The sequence below is a fragment of the Ruthenibacterium lactatiformans genome, from assembly GCF_000949455.1.
In the GTDB taxonomy this organism is placed as follows: Bacteria; Bacillota; Clostridia; order Oscillospirales; family Ruminococcaceae; genus Ruthenibacterium; species Ruthenibacterium lactatiformans.
In genome coordinates, this window is sequence record NZ_JXXK01000066.1 from 1 (window position 1) to 6,948 (window position 6,948).

9 protein-coding genes are annotated in these 6,948 nt (G+C 56.2%); all 9 read right to left on the bottom strand.

The annotated features are described in order from the left end of the window. Positions 1-285: 285 nt before the first annotated feature. Complete coding sequence (locus TQ39_RS19340) at positions 286-621, bottom strand: hypothetical protein (RefSeq protein WP_050006746.1); 336 nt, start codon at positions 619-621, stop codon at positions 286-288. A gap of 19 nt (positions 622-640) precedes the next feature. Beyond that, positions 641-1,477 carry a hypothetical protein gene (locus tag TQ39_RS19345; protein ID WP_009324272.1) on the bottom strand — a complete coding sequence of 279 codons (837 nt, stop codon included), beginning with the start codon at positions 1,475-1,477 and terminating at the stop codon, positions 641-643. A 21-nt stretch (positions 1,478-1,498) separates the two neighbouring features. Next, the gene (locus TQ39_RS19350; protein ID WP_050006747.1) at positions 1,499-2,269 is read right to left on the bottom strand and encodes a hypothetical protein; all 771 of its coding nucleotides are present in this window, start codon (positions 2,267-2,269) and stop codon (positions 1,499-1,501) included. A 518-nt stretch (positions 2,270-2,787) separates the two neighbouring features. Continuing rightward, on the bottom strand, positions 2,788-3,267 hold the full coding sequence (locus TQ39_RS19360) for a hypothetical protein (RefSeq protein WP_050006748.1): 480 nt from the start codon (positions 3,265-3,267) through the stop codon (positions 2,788-2,790). A 3-nt stretch (positions 3,268-3,270) separates the two neighbouring features. Further along, positions 3,271-4,674 (bottom strand): LPD23 domain-containing protein, encoded by a 1,404-nt coding sequence (locus TQ39_RS19365; protein WP_050006749.1) that lies wholly within the window; start codon positions 4,672-4,674, stop codon positions 3,271-3,273. A 321-nt stretch (positions 4,675-4,995) separates the two neighbouring features. Then, a complete protein-coding gene (locus TQ39_RS19370) occupies positions 4,996-5,367 on the bottom strand; it encodes a DUF7674 family protein (RefSeq protein ID WP_009324268.1) in 372 nt (123 codons plus the stop codon). Continuing rightward, entirely contained in the window at positions 5,364-6,059 is a 696-nt protein-coding gene (locus tag TQ39_RS19375; RefSeq protein ID WP_050006750.1) for a hypothetical protein, read from the bottom strand. Before TQ39_RS19375 ends, TQ39_RS19370 begins: the two co-directional genes overlap by 4 nt. A gap of 137 nt (positions 6,060-6,196) precedes the next feature. Further along, positions 6,197-6,493 carry a hypothetical protein gene (locus tag TQ39_RS19380; protein WP_050006751.1) on the bottom strand — a complete coding sequence of 99 codons (297 nt, stop codon included), beginning with the start codon at positions 6,491-6,493 and terminating at the stop codon, positions 6,197-6,199. A 20-nt stretch (positions 6,494-6,513) separates the two neighbouring features. After that, the coding region (locus tag TQ39_RS21360) for a hypothetical protein (protein WP_478002457.1) at positions 6,514-6,948 on the bottom strand (435 nt) is incomplete at its 5' end.

Sequence of the window (6,948 nt, forward strand, 5' to 3'; positions counted from 1 at the left end):
CCCCGGCCCTTGCTCCCGTCCGGTCGCATTTCGCCTGCGGCGAAACCGGGCTGGCCGGTCATCGGCCCCACAGGGGCCGACGTTTTGCCGTTCCCGTCACGGCTGCGCCGCGCCGGGGCCCCAACGGCAAAACCCCGGCCTTGCCTCCATTCCGTCTGCGTACGTCCTCTTTTTCGGCGCATTTTTCGGCGCAAAAATGCCCCCGCCGGGCCATGCTTTCGCATTCCTCCCGGCGGGGGCGTCCTTTCGCTTTGTTTCACCGCGCGGGCGCGGCGTTCGGCACCCTTACGGCAGCAGCAGCGCCGCCGCCTTCATGGTCGCGGCGCCCGTTACATATACCTTGCCCGCCTTTTTAAACGCGCCGGATTCCAGCACCACGGCCTTGGTCTTGCCGTTCGCCACGTTCACCACAAGGTCCGCGACGCCCTGAATGCCATTTCCGGCTTTGAATGTCACGTCCCCGGCGCTGGAGCCGCCGTTCTCAATCAGGATCACGATCTTCGTGTCCTGCCCGTCAAACTGAATCTCCGCCCCGGCCGTGCCGTCCAGCGCAGCCGTAGCGGGCAGCTCCACCCCGCCGTTCAAGGGGATTTTTGTCAAAGCAATTGCAGTTGCAGCCATGTTTCAAAACTCCTTTCCATTAAGCCCCGGCCTTGCAGTTCAGCACCACAAGCTCCTTGGGCCGCACGATTTTCGCCTGATACAGCACAAAGCCCTTCACCGCGTCGGAGAAGCCCTTCTCCGGGCGGTACGCTTCCACGTGCGTCATCGGGTTCACAAACGCCACTGCCTTGTCCGTGTGCACCGTAATAAGGCTGTTTGCGCTGGAATCCACGGCGACGTTGTTGCTCATCTTTACAATAACGTTGCCGTACTTGCCCACGCGGCCGTTCTCCAGCATTTTGCTGTTGTCGGTGTCCAGCGCCGTGTATGCCTGCTTCAGGCGCATGTAGAACCAGGGCGGCACCTCCATCATGATTTTGCCGTTGGGCCGCACGTTGTTGCCGTACAGCTTTTCCAGCGCCTTGTCGATCTCTCCCAGCACGTTGTCTTTTGTGATGGCCGTCGCGCTGGCCGCGTACTTCACCGCCTCGCGCGTTGCCGCCATACCGGCAATGTGCTTGTCCATCTCGTCCGCAAGGCCGTAAGTCGCCTCCTTGTTCAGCGCCTCCATCACGCCGCCCACAGCCTGCCGCTTGTCGATATCATCCACCTTGTAGTTGAAATAGCTGATCTGCCGGACGGCAAGCGTCACGCTGCTGTCCTCCACGCTTTCCGGGGCGCTCAGCGTGATCGCCTTGTCGGTGGTTGTGGTAATGGTGGGCCTGCCCACGCCAAGAATGCGCACCGTGTCGCCCATCGCTTTTACTTCACCGTCGTATTGGCGGTTGCAGCCCTCCGCGTACACAAGCGCCTTTTCCAGCTCCCGGTTGATCGCCTCCGCCCATACGGTGGGAATAAAATTCTCATATGCCATGCTTCGTCGTTTCTCCTTTCGTTATTTCCAGTATTGCTGTGATTTTCGGATCTTGTCGAAATACCGGCTTACCGTCGCCTGGTCCATAGCCGCCACCTCCGCGCGCGTGAAAAACTCCTTTTCCGTTGTGGGCGAGGTTTTCACATCGCCCATGCTGGGCGGGTTCGCCGCGCTGCGCGCTTTCTCGTTCCGGATGGCCTCGTACGCCACAAGCGGCGATATGCCGCCGGCGCACAGCTTGAGGAACTCAATGCCAAGCTCCTCTACCTTTTGGGCCTTTTCGTCCGGGTAAGCCGCGCGGATGGTTTTCAAATCGTTTGAAAACTGCGCCTGCGCCTCCCTGTCATGGGCCTTCTTCAGCTCCGCGGCCTGCGCCAGGAACTCCGGGTCCGTGGCTCTGAACTGTTGGCGGAGCTGTGCCTCAAGCCGCGCGAGGGCCTCCGGCTCCACTGGCGCGGCCTGCGCGCGTCCGCGGCCCGCCGCCCCGTCGCGCCACGCGACAAATTCCGCCTTGGACGCAAACGGCATTCCGGTTTCCGGGTTGCGCGCGTCGCCCACCAGCTCGTGAAAAAGCCGTTCCTCCCGCTGCTGCGCCTCCTGCCGGCGGCGCATGGCGGCAAAACGGGCGTTTTCCTCCGGTGTCTGCCGCCGCGCGCCCGTCCCTTCGTTGTCCGCGCCGCCCAGGTCCCCCTGCGGAGCCTCCGGCCCGGCCGGCGCCGTGCTTTCCGCATATCCGGCGGTCCCTGCGGCGCTCTCCTGCGCCTGCATTTCGATGGTGTTCATTTCTTCCATGGTTGCTCCTTTTTACGCTTGGAAAGCGAATTTTTTTGTGTGCCCTTTGAAGCGTCGCCCCGGTTGCAGCGGTCGCCTCCGTCGCATGCGGCGCATGCTCGTGCGGCTCCTCGCTGCTGCCCAGCGCTTGTCGCCATTCGGCTCCATTTCTCCTGCGGCGAAACCGCGCTGGCCGGTCGTCGCCCCCGCCGGGGGCAACGTGCTCGCTGCCCCATTTTCGCTTTGCTCAAATGTGGTCCCGCGCTCGCACCCCAGCCCTTCCGGTTCGCTGTATCCGCCGCTGGCGGCGCTCACCTCCGGGCACCCCTTTTTACGCTTGGAAAGCGGTTGGATTTTTCCGCGTTGCCTGCGAATTTCGGATAAGCGCAAGCCCGTGCGCCCACCTTATCCTGTAATCATTGTACGCCTTCGCAAGTCCGTTTTTCCGGAATTTTCCAAAAGAAAACAGGCAAAAAAGCAGCAAAAAAGCCGCAGCGGTTTGCACCGCTGCGGCCTTGCGTTTTCGGGGATATTTTGTTTTACCAGAACATGGTGCCTTTGATTTGCGCCAGGTATTCTTCCGGGGGAATATAGGTCTCCTCCGCCTGTTCCGGACGCTCTTGTAGCAAGCGATTGATACGGGCAATTTCTTCAGCTACTGCCTGTGCGGTTTCCTCGCTATAAGACATATAAGGCCGTTCTTTACGCCGCTGATACCACGAGATTCTTTTTTTCAAATCTTCCAACTGCTCTGAATTTTTCAGCAATCCGTATCGGGCGTCCAAGCAAGGGAGTGAATAGAATGAATAGCCTTCTTCCGCTTTTGCCTGTTCCAAAAATTCCTCGCTGGGAACATATTCTTCCTCCGCCAGTTCCGGGTGGGCTTCTATCAATTTTACCAGGCGGCAGGTTTCATCAATCACAGCACATGTATACGGCGTATCCTCAAAGTCATCGATTGTTGTGATCCAATATTTAAATTTTTCGTCATAATACTCTATTTGTTTTTGATTTGTCATTTCCTACCCTCCTAACAATCCCCTTATTTCATTTTTAGTATACCCTATCCTTTCCAGCGTTTCAACAATGCGCTGGGATTCAACGCTTTTGTCCAGCACGTTGCCCGCCACGTCCGGCCATGTTTTTTCACGCTGGTCTTTGGTGTAATACCAGCGCTTTGCCGTTTGCCGCGCCATTTTTTCGCCGCCGAGGTTTACATATCCGTTGGTGGCCGCTGTTTCTATATCGGGCGCGCCCGCCTGTTTCGCCGCCGCTTCTTCCAGATAATGCAGCCTTTCTTCTTTTGTTTGCAGGCTTTGGAACTCCGGCGTATCCTTTACCGCTTCGTATGCGTCGCTCACCAGTGCCGCATATGCCAGCTTTCGGCTTCCGCCCGCTGCAAGCTCCTCCTCATTTTGAATGGCGTGCTGTACCTCGTGCATTATGTCCGACATGCTTTTATTTTTAAACGTGTCTTCAGTAAAACGCAGCGTTCGTTCCTGCAGAGAATATTTTCCCTTTTCGCTTTCCGACAGCGTTCCCAGTTCCACGTTTATGTCCGCTATACCCGGATCCGCCTCATACAGCTCCGGGTGCTCCAGATAGTCCGCAAGGCGGCCGCCCTTTTCGCCCCGCGCGTCGCCGTCCGGGCGCGGCTTTGCGCCGTGGTCGTTTATCTCCTGCACCCACGCGCCGCCGCCGTCCCTTGTCAGGTGCGTTTCGCTCCATATCGTCTTCGCGTTCTCCCCCTGGGCTTCCAGCTCCTGCGCACGCGCAATCTGCTCCGCGTCCGTGGCGCGCACAAAGCTGTATTTCTCCCCCGCAACGCTTCCCGCCTCGCCACGCAGCAGGTTCACCAGCGTGCGCTCCGCTTCGTCCAGCATGGCCCGCTCGCTGCCGCTCAGACGGATGGCAATGCGGTTTTTCAGCCCGCGCACAAAGTCCAGAAAGGTTTCCGTCAACCCCCGGTCGCGCTCCACCGCGCGCACCAGCTTTTCCGGGTCCGCCACAAGCTCCTGCGCAAGCCGCAGGCTTATTTCCTCGTTCAGCGCCGCCGCGTCGATATTCCCCTGTGCGTCCAGCAGCCCCGCGCGCGCCGGGCTGTCCGGGCTTAAGTAGTCCGCCGCCGTCTGCCGCGCAATCTGCTCCAAAGCCGCGTCGCTCTGTGCAAGCCGCAGCACGGCGCTCTCAAATTTCGCATACGCTTTCGCGTCCGCCGCTTTCATGCTGTGCCCCAGCTCGTGCACCGCCGCGCCGAACGCATAGCCCGCGCCGACCAGGTTCACCGTAATGCGTCTGCCCTGCACCGCGGCCTGCACCCCGCTGCCCGGCTGGAACACATATTGCAGCTCCATTTTCGCCGTGCCCGCCAGATGCTCCAGCCAGTCCAGGTCTGTTTTGCCGGCCCGCCCCGTTTCCAGCGCCATGCGCCGCGCCGTCTCCGTCTCCGCGCTTTGCAGCAGCTCCCCGTTTTTGTCCCAAAGGCGCTTGTCGGCCTTAAATCGGCCTCCATTTCGCTCCGCGAAACCGCACGGCCGGTTACCGGCCCCACAGGGGCCGCTATTTTGCCGTTCCCGTCACGGCTGCGCCGCGCCGGGTCCCCGACGGCAAAACCCCGGCGCATGGATTCCTGTATCGCATCGTAGTTTTCGCGCACCTCCCCCGCGCTCATTCCCTGCACCTCGGCGCGGGTGTAAAGCTGCCTGCCGCTCACGGTTGCTTCAGGGCGTTATCCCATTCTCACAGCTTTATTCCCGCCCCAAAAAGGCCTCTACCTGCCGGGAATATTCCAACGTTTTTGCGCCCATCAACAGCCTTGCTTTGGCCAAAACCGCTTTATCGTCCCCAAGTTTTTCCAGTACCGCATACAACAGCAGCTCCCGTACTTCTTCGCTGGCACAGGCCATTTTTTCAAAAAAAGCAAAAGTTCGATCCAGTAAATCTTTGTTCTGTTCTTCATAAGCCAGCCGTTCCAGAATGCAGGGCATAAGCCCCATCCCCCAAATGACATACGGACCATCCGTTCCATCCACCCAGTTTTCCCGGCATTGTGCCTCGAAAGGTGCTTGCAGCTCGGGCACGGCCTTTAAATATTCCTGCCATACATTATTTTGGTTCATCCCTTTTCCTCCAATGCTTTTCGCAGATCATTCAAAAGTTCGGTTACTACTTTTAAATCTTTGTCAGACAAATTTCCAGAATCCTTTAATTTTTGAAAATACACCAGCATATTTTGAGCTTTCTGCGAATGTCCCGATTTGCTCAACAGTCGCCCTGTTTTCCGCTCAAAACGTATGCTGTCCGCCGTTCCTCCGTCACCAATCACCGAGCTTGGTCTGTACACTTCACCAATCATTTTTCTCAGTCTTGCATCATCAACAGAATTTATCAGAGATTCTCTTCTGTTGGTGCCAATCCAGCCTTTATACTCTGCCGGCAAAACTTTTCCATTCGGAGCTACATAAAAATCAATGTTTTCTCCATTATCACCCGCTGGGCTTTCGCTGTCAACCGTCGGCACATCAACCGTGCCGCTTTCGGGCATATTCTCCGGAAGTTCCCCGTCCTTGTCCCACAGTCCCATGGATTCCCGTATCGCATCGTAATTCTCGCTCACCTCCCCCGCGCTCATCCCCTGCACTTCGTCCCGCGTAAACAGGCGCGGAACGCTGTTCCCGCTTTGCTGCGCGTCCGGTACAGCGCCGGGCTTGTTTTTCCTTGCCAGTGCATACGCTTCCCCCGGCAAATTCATCACCGCGCTTGTCAGCGTCCCCACAAGCCCCGCGTACAGCGCGCCCGGCTGCGTTTCCACAAAGGTCTGCCATGCGCCCCGTCGCTGGGCGGCCGCAGGCGCGGGTGATAAAAGGGTCCAAAAAAACCGCAGCGGTTTTCCGCTGCGGACTGTTCATTTACTAATACCTCTATTCTTATTAAAAACTATTTGCTTACTCAAAACGGCGTGTGGTAAAGTTCCCGGATATCTTCCGCCAGTATTCTTAAAAGTTTCTGTTCAGGCATGTCATCCGGGTACAACTCTCCATCTTCCAACACACCGTTTTCTGCCTCCCGCCGATTATTCGTTGCTTCTATCACATAGGCCGAAAGGCCATGCACATATGTAATCTGACAAAAGTTTTCACGATACACAAGATACCTTTCGTCATTTATTATTTGCCATTCAAACCCTGCCTTCAAAAAAACATTCTCCATTTTTTTAATTGTGCTCTTAATTTTATCTGTCTCCATTTTTACATTCACCTCATTTATTAAATTTTGTTTCCATGCAAGTCAATTCGTACTTTACCTGTTTTCCCCGAAGATATTTTATAATATGCGCCGTTGTGATGACTACCTGTCGCTGGATGATACTGCAATATTCTATCTCCTCCCCAATTCACTTTAAATCCTCCACCATCTTTATAATGGATACCTGTTAAGGTTTTACTTTGTGCAAGCGGTAAAATTGTATACCCCTGTTTTTCAAGAAAACAATAAAGCGTTTCAGGAGAAACATCTTTTAAAAGCAATGGATCTTCAACAAAATTTTCCAAATTTTTAATATGCTTTATCTGTTCAAAATCATCACGCACTTCTTCAATTGTAATTTCACTTTCTTTGGATAACTTTCCCTCCGCGTCCCACAGGCCCATGGACTCCCGGATCGCATCCACATTTGCCAGTTGTTCCTCTTCGCTCATCCC

Coding starts and splice junctions, on each gene's coding strand:
- TQ39_RS19340 (WP_050006746.1), bottom strand. CDS start 621: ATGGCTGCAACTGCAATTGCTTTGACAAAAATCCCCTTGAACGGCGGG.
- TQ39_RS19345 (WP_009324272.1), bottom strand. CDS start 1,477: ATGGCATATGAGAATTTTATTCCCACCGTATGGGCGGAGGCGATCAAC.
- TQ39_RS19350 (WP_050006747.1), bottom strand. CDS start 2,269: ATGGAAGAAATGAACACCATCGAAATGCAGGCGCAGGAGAGCGCCGCA.
- TQ39_RS19360 (WP_050006748.1), bottom strand. CDS start 3,267: ATGACAAATCAAAAACAAATAGAGTATTATGACGAAAAATTTAAATAT.
- TQ39_RS19365 (WP_050006749.1), bottom strand. CDS start 4,674: ATGGCGCTGGAAACGGGGCGGGCCGGCAAAACAGACCTGGACTGGCTG.
- TQ39_RS19370 (WP_009324268.1), bottom strand. CDS start 5,367: ATGAACCAAAATAATGTATGGCAGGAATATTTAAAGGCCGTGCCCGAG.
- TQ39_RS19380 (WP_050006751.1), bottom strand. CDS start 6,493: ATGGAGACAGATAAAATTAAGAGCACAATTAAAAAAATGGAGAATGTT.